Annotated in this window: 21 protein-coding genes; 18 read left to right on the top strand and 3 right to left on the bottom strand. The window is 33.4% G+C overall.

Annotation, left to right across the window (positions count from 1 at the left end; all coding sequences use genetic code 11):
• Nucleotides 1–384: 384 nt before the first annotated feature.
• The 18 genes from C7958_RS08305 to C7958_RS08220 all read left to right on the top strand — a co-directional run bounded on the left by C7958_RS08305 (nt 385) and on the right by C7958_RS08220 (nt 19,429).
• A complete protein-coding gene (locus tag C7958_RS08305; protein ID WP_111572212.1) occupies nt 385–1,674 on the top strand; it encodes an HD-GYP domain-containing protein in 1,290 nt (429 codons plus the stop codon).
• A 34-nt stretch (nt 1,675–1,708) separates the two neighbouring features.
• Nucleotides 1,709–2,323, top strand: a complete 615-nt coding sequence (locus tag C7958_RS08300) for a hypothetical protein (protein WP_111572211.1) — start codon at nt 1,709–1,711, stop codon at nt 2,321–2,323.
• A 213-nt stretch (nt 2,324–2,536) separates the two neighbouring features.
• On the top strand, nt 2,537–3,709 hold the full coding sequence (locus C7958_RS08295) for an FprA family A-type flavoprotein (RefSeq protein ID WP_111572210.1): 1,173 nt from the start codon (nt 2,537–2,539) through the stop codon (nt 3,707–3,709).
• A gap of 248 nt (nt 3,710–3,957) precedes the next feature.
• Entirely contained in the window at nt 3,958–5,097 is a 1,140-nt protein-coding gene (locus C7958_RS08290) for an aminotransferase class V-fold PLP-dependent enzyme (protein WP_111572209.1), read from the top strand.
• A 63-nt stretch (nt 5,098–5,160) separates the two neighbouring features.
• Nucleotides 5,161–5,640, top strand: a complete 480-nt coding sequence (locus tag C7958_RS08285; protein ID WP_347877287.1) for a C-GCAxxG-C-C family protein — start codon at nt 5,161–5,163, stop codon at nt 5,638–5,640.
• A gap of 76 nt (nt 5,641–5,716) precedes the next feature.
• A complete protein-coding gene (gene yedF, locus C7958_RS08280; RefSeq protein ID WP_111572207.1) occupies nt 5,717–6,310 on the top strand; it encodes a sulfurtransferase-like selenium metabolism protein YedF in 594 nt (197 codons plus the stop codon).
• 95 nt (nt 6,311–6,405) lie between these two features.
• Nucleotides 6,406–7,446 carry a selenide, water dikinase SelD gene (gene selD / locus C7958_RS08275; RefSeq protein ID WP_111572206.1) on the top strand — a complete coding sequence of 347 codons (1,041 nt, stop codon included), beginning with the start codon at nt 6,406–6,408 and terminating at the stop codon, nt 7,444–7,446.
• Entirely contained in the window at nt 7,437–7,718 is a 282-nt protein-coding gene (locus C7958_RS08270; RefSeq protein ID WP_111572205.1) for a DUF3343 domain-containing protein, read from the top strand. Before selD ends, C7958_RS08270 begins: the two co-directional genes overlap by 10 nt.
• 127 nt (nt 7,719–7,845) lie before the next feature.
• Entirely contained in the window at nt 7,846–9,294 is a 1,449-nt protein-coding gene (locus tag C7958_RS08265) for an NAD(P)/FAD-dependent oxidoreductase (RefSeq protein WP_111572204.1), read from the top strand.
• 94 nt (nt 9,295–9,388) lie between these two features.
• On the top strand, nt 9,389–9,961 hold the full coding sequence (locus C7958_RS08260) for a TetR/AcrR family transcriptional regulator (RefSeq protein WP_111572203.1): 573 nt from the start codon (nt 9,389–9,391) through the stop codon (nt 9,959–9,961).
• Between the two features lie 26 nt (nt 9,962–9,987).
• Nucleotides 9,988–10,461 carry a permease gene (locus tag C7958_RS08255; RefSeq protein ID WP_111572202.1) on the top strand — a complete coding sequence of 158 codons (474 nt, stop codon included), beginning with the start codon at nt 9,988–9,990 and terminating at the stop codon, nt 10,459–10,461.
• On the top strand, nt 10,458–11,036 hold the full coding sequence (locus C7958_RS08250; RefSeq protein WP_243834306.1) for a permease: 579 nt from the start codon (nt 10,458–10,460) through the stop codon (nt 11,034–11,036). The genes C7958_RS08255 and C7958_RS08250 overlap by 4 nt, the downstream gene beginning before the upstream one ends.
• Before the next feature lie 171 nt (nt 11,037–11,207).
• The gene (locus C7958_RS08245; RefSeq protein WP_111572201.1) at nt 11,208–11,525 is read left to right on the top strand and encodes a cupin domain-containing protein; all 318 of its coding nucleotides are present in this window, start codon (nt 11,208–11,210) and stop codon (nt 11,523–11,525) included.
• 116 nt (nt 11,526–11,641) lie between these two features.
• Complete coding sequence (locus tag C7958_RS08240; RefSeq protein ID WP_111572200.1) at nt 11,642–12,715, top strand: TolC family protein; 1,074 nt, start codon at nt 11,642–11,644, stop codon at nt 12,713–12,715.
• Entirely contained in the window at nt 12,702–14,099 is a 1,398-nt protein-coding gene (locus C7958_RS08235; protein WP_111572199.1) for a TolC family protein, read from the top strand. Before C7958_RS08240 ends, C7958_RS08235 begins: the two co-directional genes overlap by 14 nt.
• The gene (locus C7958_RS08230) at nt 14,092–15,378 is read left to right on the top strand and encodes an efflux RND transporter periplasmic adaptor subunit (protein WP_111572198.1); all 1,287 of its coding nucleotides are present in this window, start codon (nt 14,092–14,094) and stop codon (nt 15,376–15,378) included. Before C7958_RS08235 ends, C7958_RS08230 begins: the two co-directional genes overlap by 8 nt.
• Nucleotides 15,379–15,380: 2 nt before the next feature.
• Nucleotides 15,381–18,488, top strand: coding sequence for an efflux RND transporter permease subunit (locus tag C7958_RS08225; protein WP_111572197.1), 3,108 nt, complete (start codon nt 15,381–15,383; stop codon nt 18,486–18,488).
• 95 nt (nt 18,489–18,583) lie between these two features.
• A complete protein-coding gene (locus tag C7958_RS08220; protein ID WP_111572196.1) occupies nt 18,584–19,429 on the top strand; it encodes a hypothetical protein in 846 nt (281 codons plus the stop codon).
• A 188-nt stretch (nt 19,430–19,617) separates the two neighbouring features.
• Here C7958_RS08220 and C7958_RS08215 read toward each other — a convergent pair whose 3' ends face one another.
• From C7958_RS08215 to C7958_RS08205, 3 genes are all read right to left on the bottom strand, one after another.
• The gene (locus C7958_RS08215; protein WP_111572195.1) at nt 19,618–20,433 is read right to left on the bottom strand and encodes an aldo/keto reductase; all 816 of its coding nucleotides are present in this window, start codon (nt 20,431–20,433) and stop codon (nt 19,618–19,620) included.
• A 61-nt stretch (nt 20,434–20,494) separates the two neighbouring features.
• On the bottom strand, nt 20,495–20,776 hold the full coding sequence (locus C7958_RS08210; protein ID WP_111572194.1) for a hypothetical protein: 282 nt from the start codon (nt 20,774–20,776) through the stop codon (nt 20,495–20,497).
• Between the two features lie 37 nt (nt 20,777–20,813).
• Nucleotides 20,814–22,013 carry a tetratricopeptide repeat protein gene (locus C7958_RS08205; protein ID WP_111572193.1) on the bottom strand — a complete coding sequence of 400 codons (1,200 nt, stop codon included), beginning with the start codon at nt 22,011–22,013 and terminating at the stop codon, nt 20,814–20,816.
• Between the last annotated feature and the right edge of the window lie 225 nt (nt 22,014–22,238).

Here is a 22,238-nt window from a genome sequence, read left to right as displayed (position 1 = left end):
TGTCGATTTTTGTTATTTTTTCTGGTAATTGTTAGATTATACTAAAAATCACCGTCAAAACTAATGAATTAAGGTTTTATAGTACTTTTTTTCTCAAAAAAAGAGGACTTTTGTCAAAAACATTGAATTATATTAAATAGTAATCTGACAGCAGAAAGAGACTAGCTTAAAAAAATGAGCCTAGCTTACCTTCGTAAATGAGCTTAGAAATACCAAAAACGAAGGGAGCTGAATCTTAATGAAAAAGCTTTATATTGCTATTACAACTGCTTTAATTACATTTGGAACAGCTATTTCTGTATTAGCTGAATCCAGTAGATGGTAAAGATTTAAACTTATTATTTTTGCTGTCAGATTATTTTTTGTATTTAGGAGGTGTAAACTATGAACAAAAAGTTAAAGTTATATTTAATTTTTATACATATAAGTTTTATAATACTATTTTTAATATTATTTAATAATTCTGCTTTTGATATAAATTTATTGAATTTATCTTTTTTATTAATTACGCTAGTGTTTATTAGTAATTTTAGCATGTTTTTTAATTCTATGACTGAGATTACTACTTCAATGAATTTGCCGGTTCTTGCAACTGCCTTTTTTACTTTAAACCCATTCTGGGTTGGTGTAATAGCTGCAATTGGTACTATTGAATTAAAAAGTCAAAAATTGGGTTTTGTTTGGTATAAATTTTTATTTAATCGTGCTGTATTTTTTATTTCAGCTTCAGTAGCGTCTATAGCTTTTAATATTAGTTATCCGTATATTGAAACGAATTCCTTTCCTTTTTTATCTATTCTTTTTGCTAGTTTAGTATATTTTATTTTAAATAATTTGTTTGTTTTTATAGTGATCAATTTAGCTAATAATGATGTAAATAAGATGTCACTGATAAGTTATTTTAGAGAGCTTTCGAAAAATCTAATTACTTCCTATTTTTTAGGATTGATTTTGCTGGCTTCTTATATTTATTTTAGTAAAGTGCTTTTTGTTCTTATTATTATACTATTATTTATTATTAAAGATTTCTTTTATTCGCGCTTACAGCAGATGAATTCCTATACTCAAATAATCGAAAGTTTTCTGAAGGTAATTGATTCTAAAGATCATTATACTGAAGGCCACTGTGAACGGGTAGCAAAATATACCTATCATCTCTGTAATGAAATGAACTTATCGCGAGCAAAATCGGAAAAAGTTATCAGTATTGCCAAGATTCATGATATTGGGAAAATCTATGTTGATGATCATATTTTGAGTACTTCTGATAATTTAAGTGATGAGGAATACGAGGAGATTAAAAGACACACTAAATATGGTTATCAGCTTTTAAAAGATATAGACTTAATTAATGATGAATTAGATATTATTCTCTACCATCATGAGCGCTGGGATGGTAAAGGCTATCCGGAAGGTTTAGAAGGCGAAGCAATACCGGTAGGAGCCAGAATTTTAACTGCCTGTGATTCTCTGGATGTAATGATCACCGGCAGAAGCTATAAGCCGCCAATGACTAAAGAAGAAATAATAGAAGAATTTAAGAAATGTGCTGGAGGGCAGTTTGATCCCGAAATTGCTCAGAAAATAATTGAATTAATTAAAGATGGTTATTTTGATGATAAATTTAAAAGTGAAGAGAAGATAAAGGAATTAGAATTAGCGTTTGATTACTAGTTTGTATTTTGATTTAAAAAGGGGAGAGTTAAGGATGAATACAGAGATTAAAAAATTAATTCAAGAACTTGACGGTGTAGTTTCCTGTAGCTTAACTGGTGCAGATGAAATAGATGAAATACATATTATCGCAGATAAGAAGAGAGATCCCAAGCGAATTGTGAGAGATGTAGAAACAGTCTGCATGGTTCATAATGATTTTAAAATCGACCATAAAAAAATAAGCATTGCCAGAATTGACAGCAATTTCAAAAAAGCTGTTAATGATTTTTCCAGTAATCGAATAGAATTAGTTTCCATTTATACCGAAAATAATAGCTGCCGCTGTAATGTTAAGATGCTGATCAATGAGCAGGAGATTTTTGAATCATTTGAAGCTCAGATGGGAGAAAATCTGGAAAAACTTATTGCCCGATCAGTAGTTGAAGTTATAAATAGATATTTAGATTTTAATGGTCATCTAGTTGTAGAAGATGTATTTACAATCAAGGGTAAGGAAGAACTTGTAATTGCTCAGGTATATAATTTCGACAGTCAGAGTAATCGACTAAAAGAGAAATTGGTTGGTGCAGTTTATTTAGATAACAATATAGCTCTGGCAATTGCTAAAGCCTGTTTAAAAGCGGTTAACAGACAATTATCTTCTTAGACTTAAATTTTGGAATTAGAAAGTGTGTCCGGTTAATTTGGGGCACACTTTTTTCTGTGATATAGCTCACGGAAGTATAAAAAATATAGTTATACAATAAACTTGACAAAACAGCTAAGGATTAATATAATAATGTACAGATAGGAATTTTATCTGTACATAAGCAAATTATAATAACTTTTAGAAGTATAAGAATATAAGGAGGAGTTTTATATGTTTAGAAAGCTTAAAGATGATATTTATAGTGTAGGGATTATTGACTGGCACCGCAAATTATTTGATGAGTTGATTCCCCTGCCTGACGGAACAAGTTACAATTCATATTTCATTAAAGGTGAAGAAAAAAACGCAATAATTGATACAGTAGAGCCTGATTTTGTGGAAGATTTTATGGATAATCTGGATGATCTGGGTGTGGAAAAAATTGATTACATTATTTCCAACCACGCGGAACAGGATCATTCTGGTTCAATTCCACATCTGTTAAAGAAGTTTCCTGAAGCAGAGGTTTTAAGTTCCCAGAAGGCAAAACCAATGCTTTTAGATTTACTTGAGCTTGAGTCAGATCAAATTAGAGCTGTTGAAGATGGTGAAACTATTGATCTTGGTGGTAGAACCTTAGAGTTTATTGATACTCCCTGGGTCCACTGGCCAGAAACCATGTCAACTTATCTGCAGGAAGAAAACATTTTATTCCCCTGTGACTTCTTTGGTTCTCATTTAGCTACAAGTGATTTATTTGTAGAAGACGAAGCAGAAGTATATAAGGCGGCCAAAAGATATTATGCAGAAATTATGATGCCCTTTAGAATGATTATCAAAAAGAATCTGGCTAAATTAGAAGATTACGAGATTGATATGATTGCTCCGAGTCATGGTCCAATTTATGATAATCCTGATATGATCTTAGATGCCTACCAGGGTTGGGTAAGTGATGAAGTGAAACCTGAGGTTGTAGTTCCTTATGTTTCAATGCATGGTAGTACTAAAGATCTCATTAATTACTTTATCAGCTCTTTAATTGACGAAGGAATTAAGGTTAAACCATTTGATTTAACTGATGTTGATCTTGGTGATTTAGCAATTTCTTTAGTTGATGCCTCAACCGTAATCTTTGGTTCACCCACTGTTTTAACAGGTCCTCATCCATCTGCGGTATATGCAGCTTACCTGGCAAATGTCTTAAAGCCAAAGACTCGTTATGCTTCAATTATTGGTTCTTACGGCTGGGCAGGTAGAATGACAGATAAACTGCTTGATTTAATGCCAAATCTAAAAGTTGATCTTTATGATCCAGTAGTTGCTAAGGGTCATGGAGCTGATGAAGATTATCAGGAAATTGATAGACTGGTAGCAGAAATCAAAGCAGATTTAGAAAATCTATAGGGATACAGATTTAGTAAAACTTTAAAATCTATAAATTTATCCTAAATTACCTCCAACTTGAACTCCTGTGTAAAAGCAGGAGTTTTTTGTTTATCTGTGCTCGTTTATGTTCACGTACCAGGTACGTGAACATAAATGAGTATTTTATATAATTAAATCTTAGATTTTCAATTTTAAATAAAGGTTTTTCACCTAAGAAAAAGAATTAATTATATAAGAACAGATTTTAAAAAACGGAGGTTAATTTTATGATATATTTTAATAATGCTGCTACCAGCTGGCCTAAGCCTGAGTCTGTCTATCAGGAAGTAGATCAATTTTTTCGTAATTCTGGTATGAATCCCGGTCGTTCTGGTTCTGCAGAGATTTTAGATTCAGCCCGAATGATTTTTAGTACCAGGGAAAATATAGCTGAGTTCTTTTCAATTAAGAATTCTGCCAATTTAGTTTTTAATTCTGGGGCTACCGAATCTTTAAACACTGTTCTCAAGGGAGTTTTAAAAAGAGGAGATCATGTAATTAGTTCTAAGATGGAACATAATTCTATACTTAGACCATTAGAGCGTTTAAAAACAGAAAAAGAAATAGAGGTAGACTATATAAATCTGGATTTAGAAAGTGCAGAAGTTGATTATCAGTCCTTAAAAAATGCTGTTAGAGATAATACCAGACTGATTGTAATCTCTCATGCTTCTAATGTACTGGGGACGGTCAATGATCTGCAGAAGATCGGAGAATTTGCTGCTGCAGAAGGCATCCTGTTTTTAGTTGATGCAGCTCAAACTGCAGGAGTGATTCCCATAGATGTAGATAAAATGAGAATTGATTTTATGGCGGTTCCTGGACATAAATCGCTTTTTGGACCTCCCGGTGTTGGTGCTCTATATGTTAGAAATCCAGAGACACTGCTGCCGCTAAAAGAAGGTGGGACCGGAGCAAATTCTTTGAGCATTAAACAGCCGGAAATCATGCCTGATTATCTGGAAGCAGGGACTCTAAATACACCTGCAATTGTTGGCCTGGGGGCAGGAATTAAATTTATTCAAAATGAGGGTTTAGAAAATATTCATCAGCAGGAAATGAATTTATTAAAAAAATTAATTGAGGGCTTAACTTCTCTGCCTCAGGTTAAGGTTTTTGGTAAAAAAGATATAAATAATAGAACAGCTGTTACCGCCTTCAATTTAGAGGGCTGCAGTTCCAATCAGCTGGCCTTTAAACTGCAGCAAGATTATGATATTCAGCTGCGGGGTGGGCTGCATTGTGCTCCTTTATTACATAAATTTTTAGGCACAGATGAGCTGGGGCTGCTGCGAATCAGCCCAGGTTATTTTAATACTGAAGCTGAAGTAAATAGATTATTAAATATATTAGAGAAGATTAAGTGATTCAGGGAGGAATAAATGTTTAAAAAAATTAAAGCAATGGTTTTTGGTCCTGATTATAGTCAGATGCAGAAAAATTTTGAAGAAGCTGATCCAATTAATCTTAATCAGATTAAGAAAAAGGCAGAAAACTATTATCGTAACGGAGATTTTTACTGTTCAGAATCAATAGTTAAAACTTTTATTGAGGAATTTTCTTTAGATCTTAGTAATGATGCAGTGGCCATGGCATCTGCTTTTCCGGTTGGAATGGGTAATTCCGGCTGCAGTTGTGGTGCAGTTATTGGGGCTCAGATGATGCTCGGCTATTTCTTTGGCCGTCGACAGCCAGGTGACAAAAAGGTTGATAAGACAATGGAGCTTGCGGCAGAACTTCATGACTACTTTAGAGATGTTCACGGATCACTCTGCTGCAGAGTTTTAACTAAAGACCATAAACTAGGTTCTAAAGATCATATCAAGCAGTGTGTTTCATTTACAGGTGAGATGGCCTATGTAACAGCTAAAAAAATATGTGAGGAATTAGATTTAAAATACATAGATTAGAAAAATAGTTTTTTATAATAAACTTTAAATAAGTTAACTTTAAATTATTAAATTTATTTTAACTGGAGGAATAAAAATGAAGGAGATTGATGCTAGAGGTTTGGACTGCCCCAAACCGGTTGTACTGACCAAAAAAGCGATGGCAGATAATGAGGAAGTTTTGGTGATTGTTGACAATAAAATAGCTTCTGAAAATGTAGCTAAATTAGCCCAGAAAATGAAAGCAGAAGTCAGTATTGTAGAGGAGTCAGCTGACTATTTTAAGATTATAATAAAAAACACTGGAGAAAAAGTAAAAAGTGAAAATAATAAAGCAGCTGTTTCTCATCCGTCTGAGGCGGGAAAAGTTTATTTAATTGCTTCTGATAAATTAGGGGAGGGCGAAGAAGATTTAGGGAAAATTTTAATTAAAGGTTTTCTTTCGACTCTGCTGGATATTAAGCCGCTGCCTGAGAAAGTGATTTTTCTAAATTCAGGTGTTAAAATGGCTGTTCTGGAAAAGGATGTAACAGCAACTTTAGAAAAATTAGAATCTGCTGGAGTAGAAGTTTTAATCTGTGGTACCTGTCTTGACTATTATGATTTAAGCGATCAATTAGAGGTGGGAGAAGTTAGCAACATGTATGAAATCGTAAACAGCATCAACAGCAGTGATTATGTAAGAGTTTAATTTGCTGTTTGAATTCAATTATTATATTATTAGTTAAAGATCCAAATATTATCGATAAAGATATAAAGTAATAAAATTAGGAAGTTGGTGATTTTATGTCTCAGATTAAATTAACTGATTACAGCAAAAGTTCTGGTTGAGCATCTAAGATGGGCCCCCGGGCTCTGGCGCAGGTTCTGCGTCGCGTTAATTTTCCTGCTGATCCAGAAAAGTTATTGATCGGCCTGGACAAGGCTGATGATGCTGCTGTGTATAGTTTATCTGAAGAATTAGCTTTAATTCAGACTCTGGATTTCTTTACTCCAATAGTCGATGATCCCTATTTATTTGGTCAGATTGCCGCTGCTAATGCCCTGAGTGATGTTTATGCAATGGGCGGTCAGCCGATTCTGGCAATGAATATTGTAGGTTTTCCTTCCTGTCTGGAAGAGGAAATTTTGTCTCAAATTCTTCAGGGAGGTGCTGATAAAGTAAAAGAAGCCGGTGCCAGTTTATGTGGTGGGCATACGGTGGTAGATGAAGAACCTAAATACGGGCTTTCGGTGACGGGAACTGTTCATCCCGATAATTTACTCAGTAATTCCGGGATCAAGGAGGGGGATCTAATTCTATTAACTAAACCCCTGGGAACAGGTGTCATGGTTGCCGCAATTAAAGGTGGATTTACCAGTGGTGATCAGAGCAATCCGGCAGTAAAGTCAATGTTAACTCTAAATAATACTGCCTTAAAGTTTTTTGAGCAGTATCAGATTAATGCCTGTACAGATGTAACAGGATTTGGTTTAATCGGTCATCTACTGGAAATGTCGGAAAACAGCAGTCTTCAGATCGAAATTGATGCTCCTGAGATTCCGATTTTTGAGGGAGTAAGAGAATTTGCAGAATCAGGTCTTTTACCAGCTGGTGCCTATAAAAATAGAGATAATTATCAGAAATTTGTCAGTGAAAGTGGTCAGAGAGATCAGACACTTTATGATTTAATGTATGATCCTCAGACTTCCGGAGGTCTTTTAATTTCTGTGGCCGAAGCAGATGCAGCTGAGTTATTAATTGATCTCTATGCTGAGGGACTGGATGTAGCTGTAATTGCAAAAGCTTATCAAGGAGAAAAAGGAGTTAAAATTAAATGGGAGTAAATAATGAACAAAGAGATAAATTGATTTTATTTGAGTCAACTCATCATTCAATTAAAGCCGAAAGAGTTCTTTTTGATAATGATTTAGACTACAGAATGGCAGCTGTACCGCCCGAGATTTCTTCAGATTGCGGTTCGGCAATAACTGTGCCGGCTGAACTGGAAATGCTAAAAAAATTATTTGAAGAAAATAATATTCTGGTTAAAGCAATTTATAATTTTAAAAAAGGAAATAGGAAGAAAGAATATAAAAAGATATACAGCAGAGATTAATTTTTAGGGCCTTTCTCATTTCTTTTGAGGAGGCCTTATTTATAAACTGAGGCTAAGCTAACTGCAAGAAACATTTTTCAAAATATTTAGTATAATTAAATCAATTAGCTTTAAGGAGGCTGAATAAATGTATGATGTCAGTATTATAGGAGCGGGAGTTGTTGGTTCAGCGATTGCCAGAGAACTTTCTAAATATAATCTTTCAGTGTCTCTAATTGAAAAAGAGTCAGATGTTTCCACTGGTGCCTCAAAAGCCAATACAGGAATTGTCCACGGTGGTTATGTGGCAAAAGCAGGAACTTTAAAGGGAGAACTCTGTATTCAGGGAAATACAATGTATAAAAAATTGAACGAAGAGCTTAATTTTGGTTACCAGAACACCGGGGGTCTTGTGCTTGCCTTTGATGCTGAGGACCAAAAAACACTGAAAAAAATACATCAAAATGCTTTAGCAGTTGGCCAATCTGAAGACGAGATAGAAATTATTTATGGTGATCAGATTAAAGAAATTGAGCCCCACGTCAGTGATCAGGTAGAGGCGGCTTTTTACTGTAAAACTATAGGAGTTACCTCTCCCTATGAATTTACCATTGCTCTGGCAGAAAATGCTGTTGATAATGGTGTTGACTTAAAATTAGAATCAGAAGTAATTAATATTGAGAAAAATAATGATTATTTTGAAATAGAAACGGTAAAGGAAAAAGTTGAAAGCCGTTATCTTGTCAATGCAGCTGGAATTTATGCAGATAAAATAGCAAATATGCTGGATGCTGCAGATTTTGAAATCTATCCAATGCGGGGAGAATATGTAGTTTTCAGTAAAAGTCAGAGCCATCTGGTTAATTCAGTAATTTTTCAGGCTCCAAATCCAAAGACTAAGGGAGTAGTAGCGACTACAACTACCCATGGGAACTTTATGATTGGACCTAATGCTGAAGAAATAGACAAAAAAAATGATGTAAGTACAAATTTTAAGGATATTAAATATGTAATTGATCAGGCGCGCAGATCAATACCCGATTTTGATACAAATAGAATGCTGAGAACCTTTGCTGGCTTAAGACCCAAAAGCACCAGAGAAGATTTTATAATTGAAGAGACAGAGGTTAAGGGTTTTGTTCAGGCAGCTGGAATTGACTCACCAGGCCTTACATCTGCTCCAGCGATAGCCAAAAAAGTGATAAATATTTTAAATAGAACTGGACTTGAACTGAATAAAAAAGAAGATTTTAATCCTAACAGACCGGCAATTGTGGTGGAAAAAGATGAAGATTTTAATGGTGAAATAGACCATCAGGATCCCCAAAAAAATATTATCTGCCGCTGTGAAGATGTTACGGAAGCAGAAATTTTAGATGCTTTAAGCCGCTCAATCCCAATTAAAACTACTGATGCAGTTAAACGAAGAACCTGGGCGAAAACTGGAGAATGCCAGGCTAACTTTTGTGAGAGTAGAATCAAAAAGATTTTGAGCAGAGAATTAAATATTCCAGTAGAAGAGGTAGAAAACAGGGATGAAGATTATGTACCTGAGCGGCTGGATGTTTATAAACTAAAAAAGAGGTTAAATGAGTAGTAAATGTTCTACATAAAAACGGTATTTTAAATTTGACAGATAATTATTATACTGTTATAATATGAATGAATATTCATTCAAGGAGATGGTTTAAGTGGCACAGGAAACTAGAAATGAAATTAGAAAAGCTGCAGTAGCAGTAATTTCGCGAGAAGGATTTTTTAATACAAGGATGCAGGATATAGCAGACCAGGCGGGACTGGCAGTCGGCACAATATATAATTATTTTTCCAGCAAAGATGAGGTTCTGGCCTATATCTTTAAATATGAAATGGACAGAAGAAGAGAAATAATGTCTGAGTTAAAAAAGAGAGATCTGTCCCTGAAGGAGTTATTAATCCATTTTTTAAATCGACATTTTTCAGTTTTAAGAGAAAATCCGGAACTGGGTAGAGTTCTGGTTAGGGAAAAAGATTTTTCTAGGGCTAAAAAAGATGGTGAAATCAATGAACACAGAAACTTCTTGATCAAAATGCTGGAGGATCTTTTTGAGAGAGGAGTCAAAGAAGGTGAAATTAAGGAAGTAGATACCCATTTACTGGCCGTATACTTTTTTGGCTCTATCCAGGGAATTATTGAACATGCTCTAACTCAGCCAGAAATGAATCTTTTAGAAAAGGCACCTGATTTTATCTGGCAAAGAATTGAACATATTTTTAATGAATAAAAGCAACAAAAAAGGAGGAGACACCAGTGGCAGTATTTATTAATTTAACCGCTTTAGCTGCTCTACTGATTTCTATTTTTTTCAGTCAAACTAAAACAAAACAGGGAATCAAAAAAGCTCTAATCAAAGCGTTAGGACTGGCTCCCCAGATGCTGATTATAATTACTGCCATCGGTCTGGTATTTGCTTTTCTGCCTCCAGAGCTAATCAGATCTTATCTTGGGGGAGAGCTTGATTTATTTCAGCTGCTTTTTTCTGCATTTTTTGGAGCCCTAATGATGATTCCCAGCTTAATTGCTCTGCCGCTGGCTGGATCACTGATCGAAGCAGGTGCTTCCTATACTCCGGTGGCTGCCTTCATTACAACTTTAACTATGGTTGGCTTTGTGACTTTACCTGTAGAAATTAAAGAATTGGGTAAAAAGATAACCTTCTATAGGAACTGTCTGGCCTTTGTTTTTGCAGTAATAATTTCATTATTGATTGGAGTGATAATGTGAAGCAGAATAATAAAACTGATTCCAGGACCGATACTGCTGAGGGGGAACTGAGAGAGCAAAAGTTGAAAATCAAAAACAAATTATTTAATTTATTTAAAGCAATTATTTTTATAGCAATCCTATTTATTATTTTCAAAATATATTTATCAGAGTATTTTACCCCGGCAGTCATCATGTCCGGCAGCTATGCGAAAGAGATGATTATGATCTTTCCAGCTGTGCTGCTGCTTATGGGGCTGGCTGATGTCTGGATTCCTTCTTCTATGATAAAAAAATATCTGGGTCAGAAGTCAGGAATCAGTGGTAAATTACTGGCCATATTTCTGGGCTCTCTACCCGCTGGTCCGATGTATGTCGCTTTTCCACTGGCCTCGGAATTGCTGAAAAAAAAGCCCAGTTTGAGTAATATAATTATTTTTCTTGGCATCTGGGCCTCGCTAAAGATTCCGCAGATAGGGGTAGAAATTCAATTTTTAGGGCTTAAATTTGCTTTTCTGCGTTTTATTTTTACTTTAATTTCGGTGATTTTAATGGGACTGATAATAGAGAAACTTGTAGATAGGGAAACTCTTTAAACTTTTTAAATTTAACTCCGGTTAGCTGGCCGGGGAGTAATTTATTGTGAGCTGTATCACAGAACTAAATAGATTAAGGTATTATACTTATATTAATGAATGAGCGCTCATTCATATTCCAGTTTTTAAATATAGACAATAAATATTAATCAATTGAAAGGGATGATTTAGATGGAAATTATTAAATTAAGTGAATTAGAAGCAAAGAAGAATAAGAGAGGAGTTATTGCTAAAGCAGTTTTGAAACATGATAATGCTCAGGTGATGAACCTTGTTTTAAATCCTGGGGATAGGGTCCCCGGTCATCAGGTACCGGTTGATGTTTTCTTTTATGTTATTGAGGGAAAGGGTAGTTTAAGAATTGGTGATCAGGCAAATGTTGTAGAAGCAGGAACTGTAATTACCTGTCCCCCCAATACTGAAATGGAACTGAAAGCAGATCAGGGAACTAAATTTGAGGTTTTAAATGTGAAAACACCATCTCTTTAAAAAATAAAGAGAAAATATAATGCCGGCTGTGAGAGCAGCTGGTTTCTTATCCAAATATACGAATGAATATTCATTCATATATTTGATAGGATAACACACTAGGAGGTTTAATTTAAATGACTAAAAATTTTTTATTTATATTTTTGACTGTAACTCTTCTGATTGTATTTACAGTGCCTGCAGCAGCTGAATACAGCTTTAATCTTCAGCAGTATTTGGAAAAATCATTATCTGAGAACAGAGAAGTTAAAAAAGCAAAGATTAATTTGAAGGCAAAAAAAATTGCCCTGGATAAAGAAAAAGCAGAGCAGGAGTTAAGACCTTCACCACTGTTTTTAAAAAAAGCTGAAACTGAGATGGATATTGCAGAGAGAAATCTAGAAATTACAAGAGATCAGGTGACAGAAGAGCTAATCAGTGATTTTTTCAGTTATTACAAGGCAGAGAATTCTATTGCTATTCATAAAAAATATAGAAAAATTCTAAAAAAAGAATTAGCAAATATTAAAGAAAAGTATAAGCAGGGGAGTATAATAAAAAGTGATGTGATGCAGGCAGAGGTAGAACTAAAAAGTACAGAAAGTAATTTAAAAACAGCGACTAATACTAAAAAAAGAGCAGTTTTTAAATTAAAACAGAATTTAAATCTGAACTTTAATGAGCAGTTGAAAATTAATTTTAATGTAAAAGAACTGAAAGATTGGAAACTTAATAAAAGTTTGAATGAGCTTTTTAATATAGCTTTAAATAAAAGAATTGAAATCAAAGAAGCAGAGACCAATAAAGAACTTCAAAAAATTAACTATCAGATTGCTTCAGCAGATTATAGTTCAAAATTAGAAGCAGAGCAGGCAAAAAATGGATTAAAAAATGCAAAAAATCAGCTGGAACTAATTAAAGACAGGATTAAGCTTGATGTTAATAGTAAATATCTTGATCATCAGAATAGCATAGCAGAAATTGAGCGCTATAAAAAAGTTATTGAAAGTTTAAAGGAAGCACTCAGGGTAAAAAAATTATATTTTGAAGAGGATTATATTACTGGGACTGAGCTTTTGGAGACTCAAGTCGAACTCTATCAGAGTGAAATAAATTATTCTCATGCTAAAATTGATTATTATTTGAGTCTGGCCGAACTGTATCTGAGCACTGGAGATTTTGAGGAGATGGTAGATTATGAGACTAAATAAAATAATTTTATATACTATTATATTGATAGTTATCAGCAGCTTTATACCGGTCTCTATGGTGGCAGCTGAGATAAATTTAGATGCAGTTCTAAAGTCAGCTTTAGGAAATAATAATACACTAAAATCTGCCAGAGAAAGATTGAAAGCAGCTGAAATGCAGAAGAAAGCAGCTGACAGTATAATGAATTCAAAATTAAATGGTGAACTTTCCTGGCAGGATGAAGAATTGACTGAGGATGGGAGTATTTTCAGTACAATCAATTACAGCAAGTTCCTGGCTGAATCTTTGGGTACAGAAGCTCAACTTGATAAAGCAGATCTTAAATATTATATAGCTGAATTAGAATATAAAAAAACTAGAGAAGAAGTTTTAGCAGCTGTAATTAAACAGTACTATAATCTTATAAAAATAGATAATTTAATTAAGAGTCAGAAATCAGCAGTTGCTGAAGCGGAAGCATTATATCAAAATGCTAAAAAAAGACATGCAGATAATTTGATTACTGATGCTGATTTATTGAGAACAAAAATAAACTTAGAAAAAGTCAGAGAGAAACTAAAAAGTCTTAAAAGTGATAGAATTAAGGCTAAAGAAGAGCTGATTTTATTAACGGGTATTAATGCATCAGAAGTGAAATTGGTGGATAGAAAAGTCACCAGTTTAAAAAGGAATTTTGAATTTAAAAAAGAATCACTTTTAAAAAAAGCAAATAAAAATAGAAGTGATTATCAGATAAAAAAGTTAAATGCAGATCTTATTCGGGCAGACATTAGATACCTTAATTCGAAAGATAACCCAGTATTTTCTCTTGGCGGAGAATATCTTTTTGAAGATGGAAAAGTTAAAAGTTCTTTAAATAGTAAGTATCAGTTTAATTTAAGCGCCAGCGCTGATACTCGGGAGCAGAATGAAAAATATATTTCCGTTAAAAACTTGGAGTTATTACAGGAAAGCGAATGGAAAGTAACAGCTGCTTTAAGTTACCAATTTTCTGATGGTGGTAAAAATAATGCAGAAATTAAAGCAGCAGAAGCCAGACTAAAAGAAAGTGAATTCGGCTTAAAAAATCTAGAAGCACAAATAAAAATTGAAGTGTCAAGCCTCTTAAGACAACTAGACTTAGCAAAAAACAGAGTGGATACTGCTGCTCAAAATTTAAAAAGAGCTAAACTAGAATATCAGAGCACAAAAAGTAGATATCAAAAAGGTGCAGTTATTGAAAGTGAATTAATTTCTGCTCAAAAGCTGGTGGCTGAGGCTGAATCTAATCTGGCGGCAGCAGAATATTCAGTTCAGTTAAAAAAGACCGAGATTTTAGCTGCAGTGGAGAACATCCATAAAAGCTTTACTACAGGAAAACTGGGAGGAGATAGCAGTGAATAAAAAAGCAAAAATGGGTTTAACAATTTTACTAATCATTATAATTGGTGCTGCTGCTTTAATTTTTATCAGACAGCTCAAGAATAGAAAGCTGCAAATGGGTGAAGAACAAAATTTGGGAGTTCCTGTGGAGACAACTGAAGTAAAAAAAGATGATTTTCAAATTATATATAATTACAGCGGTACTGTAGAATATGCAGGAAAAAGGAAAATATCTGCCCAAATTGGCGGAGAGATAACAGATATTTATGTTGAAGAAGGAGAAACACTTAAAAAAGGTGATCTTTTAGCCAAAATAGAAGATCAGAAACTTAAGAACAATTTAAATTCTGCTCAGGCCGCTGTTAAGGAAGCAGAAAATGTTTTAAAAAAAGCCAAATTATCAAAAGAAATTTCAGAAAATAATTTAATTGAAAGCAGGGCAGCTTTAAATGAAGCTCAGAGTAATTACTCACAGTGGAAAAGTGATTATAACCGTGATAAAAAACTTTATCACAAAAATGCTATAGCAGAAGCTAAATTTGAACAGACTAAAACCCAATTCAAAAAGGCAGCCGCTCAGATAGAAAAAATGAAGGCAGCAGTTGCCAGTGCTGAAAAGTCAGTAGAAATTGCAGAATTAAATATTAAAAACAGCAGAGAAAAGCTTAAAAAAGCAGAGAATGAATTTGAAAATGCCAGACTTGAATTAAAGGATACTGAGATCAAATCGCCAATTACAGCTAAAGTTGTTAGAGAATTTGCAGAAGAAGGTGAATTAATCGGGGTGGGGCAGCCTCTTTTTGAGATAGCTCGGCCTGAACGTCTTGAAGTTAAGGTCCAGGTGGGAATGAAAGACCTCAACAAATTAAAAGTAGGTACTAAAGTCTTAATTTCTTTCCCTGCTTTGAAGAATAGAAATCTGGAAGCAGAAATTTCAGAGATTGATTCTACAGCAGATCTGAGAAGCAGAACAACAGAAGTGACAATTATTTTTAAAGAAAATAATTTAACTTTAAAAGATGGAAGCTTTGTTGCGGCTGCCTTAGTTGCGGAAAGTTATAAAGATGTAATAATTATACCTGAAAGAGCAATTTTTAATTATCAAAATAAATCTCATGTATATTTAATTGAAGAAGGTAAAGCTGTTCGCAAAAAGATTAAAAAAGGTGCCAGCAACGGTTATTTTACTATTGTAAGATCTTCTCTAGCACCAGGAGATAAAATAGCAGTAAGCAATCTCAATGATCTACAGGATAAGCAAAAGGTTTATTTATCCGAGCAGGAAAATGGAGATGATTAATTATGAGTTTAGTAGATTTTGCAGTTAAGAAAAAATATACAACAATTGCAGCAGTTCTGGCAGTTATTCTTTTAGGTGCTGCAGCTCTATTAACTTTAAACATCCAGCTTAATCCGGATACTGAGCCTGTAGTAGTAAGTATTCAAACTCAATATAAAGGTGTTAGTGCCTCAGATATTGCTGAAATGATAAATGAGCCTTTAGAAGAAGAGCTGGGAAGCATTGAAGGAGTAGAAAGTATTAGCTCTGATGCCATGGAGGGTGTGTCCTTAGTTAGTGTTGAATTTGGTTATGATAAAAATATAAATACGGCAGCTGTTGATGTTCAGAATGTAGTTAGTAGAATAAGAAATGAACTGCCAGCTGATATAGAAGAGCCTAAAGTTCAGAAATTCTCTAAATCTGATCGTCCTATTTTAACTCTTGCAGTCAATGGTCCACGCAGTGATACAGAGCTTAGAACCCTTGCAGATAACCAGTTAAAAAACAGACTGCAGTTAGTTAATGGAGTTGCAAATGTGGATGTTTATGGTGGTAAGAAAAGAGAAATACAGATCAATGTTGACCGCGAGGCGATGGCGGCTTATGATATTTCTATTTCTCAGATCACCAGAAGACTGGATCAGGAAAATATCAACTTTCCAGGGGGGCGATTGACAACAAAAGATCAGGAATATCTGCTGCGTATTGTTGGGGAATATGAAAATTTAGAAGAAATTAGAAATTTAATAATAACTTCTACTCCTGACGGCAAAATATATTTAAAAGATTTGGCAGAAGTTAATGATAGCTTTGCAGAAGTCAGAAGTAAATTCAGGGTTGAAGGTGAAGAAACTGTAGCTTTAAATATTTTAAAACAACAGGATGCAAATACTGTTCAAGTAGTTGATAATGTCAAAAAAGCTGTAAATGAAATGAAAGCAGAATACTCGAAACTTAATTTTCAGATTACAGAAGATCAGTCAGAATTTGTTAAGCTGGCAATTTACAACATGGCAAACACCCTAGTTATAGGAATTATTTTGACAATTATAGTAATCTTTTTGTTTCTGGAAAACTGGCGGAGTACTCTGGCTGTTTCAATTTCTATACCGGTGACCTTTGTTTTAACTCTGGCACTGTTAAAGGCATTTAATTTGAGTTTAAATACAGTAACCATGACCGGTCTTATTCTTTCAATTGGAATGTTGGTTGATAATTCGATAGTTGTGATTGAAAATGTAACCCGTCATTTTGAAGACTTAGATAAATCTGCATTTAAAGCAGCAGTAGAAGGAACAAATGAAATGATTTTAGCTGTTATAGCAGGAACTACTACTTCAATGATAGTGTTAGTTCCAGTTATGTTTATTGGTGGTTTTGTGCAGCAGATGTTTAGACCACTTTCAATGACACTTTTATTTGCCTGGACGGGTTCGGTTATTAGTTCTTTTACAATTGTACCGCTTGTTTTATCAATGGTGTTAAAGGCAGAAGAAAAAAAGAAATCTTTTAAGATATTAGCCTTTTTTAAAAATATAGTAGCTTTATTTACTAAACTTCTGGAAAGCTCCAGGAAATATTATTTAAACTTGTTGGAGAAATCTTTAAACAATAGGGCAATTGTCATTACAACAGCAGTAGTATTATTAATAGTAACTTTAAGTTTAATTCCTTTAATTGGTGCAGAGATGACACCGGTAATGGACAGCGGTCAGAGTTATATTTCTATAGAAACAGAGGCTGGCTCCTCACTTGCTAAAACTGAAGAGGTGGCTAAAAAAGTTGAAAAAATAGTAGAATCTGTTCCCGAGTTATTGATTTATTCAACTCAGCTTGGTTTTGAACCGGGAGCAAGTACTCAAGCAACAACAGGAGCCAATGGGGTACAGCAGGCGTTTATGTCTCTGACTTATAAAAATAGAAATAATAGAGAAAGATCAATCTGGGAAATACAGGAGGAATTGAGAAATAAAATAGCTAAAGTCCCGGGTATTAGAGCCTATGTAGTTGAAGAAGCAGGGGCAACCTCTGTTTCCACAACCCAGGCACCTTTAATAATTAGATTAAGCGGAGAGGAGCCAGAGATTTTATATGATTTTGCTCAGGGACTGGCAGAAAAAATCAAGAAAGTTCCAGGAGCAGTCAACATCAATTTGAGATGGGCTCTCAATAGTCCTGAGTATCACATTAATATAAATGAAAAAAGAGCGGCTGAACTAAATTTAAGTACCAGAGAAATTTCTCAGCAAATTTCAGCTGCAGTTAGTGGCATTGATGCTTTACAAAATTTTTCTCTTCCTGAGCAGGATGATCTAAATATTTTAGTTAAATATAAAGATAAGCAGATGGTTTATAAAAATGATTTAGAAAACTTGATGATTGTCAGTCCTGATGCAGAAAGTATTCCCTTAAGAGAAATTGCGGATATTAGAGTGACTAAAGGACCAAACTTGATCAGCAGAGAAGATATGCAGTATACCCTGGATATTTTAGGATTCAGTAAGGATAGAGCTTTAAGTAAGATTAATCAGGATATTAAAGCAGTTATTGCAGATTATCAGCTGCCGACTGACTATAATGCTGCGGTTACCGGCCAGCAGGATGATATGAATGAAGCTCTTAGCAGATTAGGAGTTGCCCTTGTTTTTGCAGTGGCCTTTATTTATCTGCTTTTAGTATCGCAGTTTAAATCACTGCTGCATCCGATTACGATTATGATCTCTCTTCCCTTAGAATTAGTAGGTGTAGTGGCAGCTCTCTTGCTTACCAATACCTATCTTTCGATGCCTGCTATGATGGGACTGATATTACTTTCCGGTATTGCTGTTAATGATGCTATTCATCTAATTGATTTTGTTATTGAAGCAGAAAAAGAAGGAAAAAGTACTAAAGAGGCAATTTTAGAAGGAGCACGTTTAAGGTTCAGACCAATTTTAATGACTACCTTTTCTACACTTGCCGGCATGACACCCCTGGCTTTAGAGTTAGCTGTGGGGACAGAACAGTATTCGCCGCTGGCTAAGGTAGTTATGGGAGGCTTATTTTCTTCCACCATGTTGCTGCTAATATTTGTTCCTGTAGTTTATAGTTTGTTGGAAGATTTAAAAGAAATAATTCATAATAATTGAATTATATTTACTGCGGAAAAGTTCAGTTTTTTATGATTTTTCCGCAGTGAAAACTTTAATTTAAAAATATTGGGTTTTGCTTTGAGGTGAAAAAAATGAATAATATTTATGTGCCAATAATTATATTTCTTGATACAGATAATAAAATAAACTATGAAAGAATTTCTGAAATGATATCTAAATATAAAAACAAGGGTATTAAAAATTTTTTTATTGAAAGTGATAATTATAATACATCTAATCTTAACTGTTTAAATTATTATAATAAAATATTTAAAATTTTACCTGAAAATTCAAATGTAATTATTGACTTGGTGTTAAATCAATATTTTGGTTTAGATGAAATTATTAAAAAAATAGAAAAACATAATAATTTAGCTTTTTCTTTAAATATATCAGCTAAATTTGTTGAAGATTATAAAAAAAATAAGAATTATATTTCCAAGTACTTAAATAAAAATATAACTTTATATTTAGAAATGGCACCTCAAGCTCTTAAACATATAGAAGTGAATAATTTAGTTAAAAAAAACAATATTAACGGAATTATTTTACTAACTGATTATGACCCTGATTTAGATATAAACAAAATAGAGATTTATAAAAAAAACAATAGAAATCTTGAAATAATTTATAAATCAGATGATTTATTCTTAACAGCATTAAGAAACAATAATTCTATAATTAGTACTTATTCATTTATTCTAATGGAAGAATTTAATAAAATATGGAATAGCTATAAAAATGGAAATAATATAAAAGCAGTTATTTTTCAGGAAAAATTAAACAAAAAATTAAGAGTACTAAAAAAATTCAATTATTATGATGTTTTAAAATTTTATTATGAGGAAAGTGAAAAATGCTTTTTAAAAGAAGGGGATTGTAGTAGCATAGAATTGAATAAGGAAGAAAAAAATAAATTAATAGAGATATTTAATTAGTTGTTGGTATATATTACTTAATCTATTATCAGTTAACAATTAAGCAAATTTCATAAAACAAGTATTAATATAACAAAGAAATTAACGCTGACAGTAGAAGGTTCTCTTACAGGTAATAAGCATAAAATATCCCCACTTTTTGTCAGAAATGATTTCTGATTTTAGAGTGGGGATTTAAACTTTTTATTTTAGTCAAAATCAGGATAACCGGGGTCAATCAGGCGGTTATTTTGATCTAAAAGTTCCATTTCTCTGGCTGCATCAACCGGGAAATTCCAGTCAAAAACATCTAAATTGTTTTTGAGGTGGGCCTTAGAACTTGCTTTTGGAATAGCAACAATATCTTTTTCAATTAACCACCTTAAAGCAAGTTGAGCCGGTGTTTTATCATATTTTTCTCCCAGGTCTTTTAAGACACTATTATTGAAAACTTCTCCCTGAGCCAGAGGACTATAAGCAGTTAAAATGACATCATTTTTAAAAGCAAAATCCAGAAGATTTTTTTGATAAAGTGTTGGATGAAACTCTACCTGATTAACAGTCACCAGATCAGGATGATGCTCAAGTGCCTCTTTTAAAAGTGGAATTGTAAAATTGCTGACTCCAATATTTATGGCTCTGCCGTCTTCTTTTAATTCCTGCATTGCTTTAAGCGATTCTTCAACCGGGATATCAGGATTAGGCCAGTGAATTAAGAGCAGATCAAAATATTTAATATCCAGTTCAGTTAAAAGTCTGGCAGCTGATTTTAACAGCTGCTTATATTCTAAATCTTGACTCTGGATTTTAGAGGTAATGAAAAGTTCATTTCTTTCCACATCAGATTCATTTAACGCTTCAGCAATTGCTCGATGATTCCCATACATATCAGCTGTATCAATATGTCGGTAACCAAGCTCAAGCGCCTGTTTAACAACTGTAGTACATTCTTCTCCTCTTAGACCAGAAGTTCCCAGTCCTAAAGCTGGTATTTTATTTCCGTTTTTAAGTTCAAACTGCTTCATAAAAATCCTCCTTTTTAATTATTTAAAAATAAATAGTTCTGGATTCTAACAATTTGAATAACTAATTTAGATTAAAGAAGGTATTAAATACTCCTAGATATCTATATTCTGCTTCATTTTCCTGGATAGTGAAAACTGTAAAGAAAACATAATCACTCATTTCTGTATCTACTTCATCAACTGGTTCTGAAACTGTACCGCCCAGTATCCTTTCTATATCACTATCAGACTGGCCTCTAATTTCTGCAATTCCCCAGTTGATGAATTCTTCACTAGTAGGATTGGTAATTGTTGCAGTTACCAAGATTGCAAGAACCGCAATGACTGTAATTAAAATTCTCATTTTATAACACCATCCTTTCTAGTTATCCTTTCTTGTTTTAATTCTTATTAAGTTCTCCCTCAATTTCTTCTAAAAGGTTTCTCGCTTCCGGGAATCTATCATTGATATGCAGTGTTTCTCGAAATTCAGCTGCAGCCTCTTCTAGCATTCCAGCCTGATGATAAGCTTGACCCAGATAATAATGACTTTTAGCATAATCTGGATTCTTTTCTACCGCTGTTGTGAAACTTGAAATAGCATTCTGATATTCTTCTCTTGCTAAATGTACCTGACCTTTGCCCAGATAGGCTTCTACATAATCAGGATTGTTTTTTAGAGCCTGATCGAAATAATTGAAAGCCTGACTCTGATTTCCTTTTTGATTTTCAATATCTCCCAGCAGGTAGTAACCATAATATGAATTTTCATTGATTTCTACTGCCTTTTTGAGTGCTTTTTCGGCTTCTGTATAATTTTCCAGATTAAGATAACTTTCGCCTAATCCTATATATAAAGGGGCAAAATTATCGTTGTTTTCAATTCCTTCATTAAAAATAGTAACAGCAGAATCATAATTTTCTAATTTTTGATATAAATTACCAAGATTTAAATACAATGAGCTTCGATTTTCATTCATATCTCTTGCATTTTCGTAATACTCTACAGCTTCGGGAAATTGTTCCTGTTTTTCTTTAATTCTGGCTAAATTGAAATAGTCAGCAGCTGTTGCCTCTTCATTAATTATTTCTTGATATATTTTTTCTGCTGTTTCAGGTTTCTGATTTTCAAGATATGCATAAGCAAGATCTCTTTTAAATGGTAGTTTATCAAGTCCCATCTTTTCTGCTTTTTTGAGATATTCCAGTGCTTTTTCAAAATTAGCACTATCAAATTGACCAGCTTTGTTTAAAAACAGTTCTCCAATTTTCCAGTTTAAATTAGAATCCTGAAATCCAGCCTGATTAAAGCTCTCCAGATAGTCAATCGCCTGAGCAGTCTGATATCTTTTTATTGCAGTCATAGTCGAGTAATACAAAACACTAAATCTGAGGTCCTCACTTAAATTATTTCTTTCCAGTAAAGATTGGAATTTTTCAGCTGCTGAACTATAATTTTCCTGATTATAATCTTCTAAAGCTAAAGTAAAAACATCTTGCGCTGGATCCTGATTATTGCCAGTATTCTGAGCTAAAATTAACGATGAGCTTGAAAGAATTAGTAATACAACTAAACTAAAATACATAAACTTTTTAAACATTATTTTTTCCTCCCTTATTAATATAAGTTAATTTATCCGTCATATGTAAATTTATCATACACTGTTCCAAATATTCTATAAATAATCTTAAACCATTCAACAGGCAATTTATATTAACCGTTTAACACTTTTTGGGTTTTATCTATGTAAATTAGTCAAATAGCTTGATTCGAATACTTTAATGCGATAAAATAAGCCAAAGATATAATTTAAAAGTTTAATTAT

It is taken from the genome of Halanaerobium saccharolyticum (assembly GCF_003259895.1).
Lineage (GTDB): Bacteria > Bacillota > Halanaerobiia > Halanaerobiales > Halanaerobiaceae > Halanaerobium > Halanaerobium saccharolyticum_A.
The sequence above is the reverse complement of the archived record's forward strand: the minus strand, read 5'-3'. Positions and strand labels throughout refer to the sequence as shown.